The 318-nt window shown below is 40.2% G+C and carries 1 protein-coding gene; it reads left to right on the top strand.

What is annotated here, in order from left to right:
* Nucleotides 1-16 precede the first annotated feature (16 nt).
* The gene (locus DZ860_RS25460; protein ID WP_500691427.1) at nucleotides 17-235 is read left to right on the top strand and encodes a hypothetical protein; all 219 of its coding nucleotides are present in this window, start codon (nucleotides 17-19) and stop codon (nucleotides 233-235) included.
* The last annotated feature ends 83 nt before the right edge of the window (nucleotides 236-318 follow it).

The raw sequence follows: 318 nt of genomic DNA, 5'->3' as shown, positions 1-318 counted from the left end.
ATTAGATCGTGCTACTTTGAAATCCGATGGTGTTTTTCGTAGCAGCCCAAGRGGTTGGTTTACTTTTGGACATGCTTCRTTTGCTYTRCTYTTCTTCTTYGGACACATTTGGCATGGTGCTAGAACCYTSTTCAGAGATGTTTTTGCTGGTATTGAYCCAGATTTGGATGCTCAAGTGGAATTYGGRGCATTCCAAAAACTTGGAGATCCAACTACAMGAAGACAAGTAGTCTGATACAACATTGCTCTGGTATCTTTCGCCTCTATTTCTATTTTTTTTCTTTGACTCTTGCTCTTTCTTTATCCAGGAGATGATCC

It is taken from the genome of Vibrio sinensis, assembly GCF_003605645.1.
Classification (GTDB): domain Bacteria; phylum Pseudomonadota; class Gammaproteobacteria; order Enterobacterales; family Vibrionaceae; genus Vibrio; species Vibrio sinensis.
This window is presented reverse-complemented; position numbering and strand designations above follow the sequence as displayed.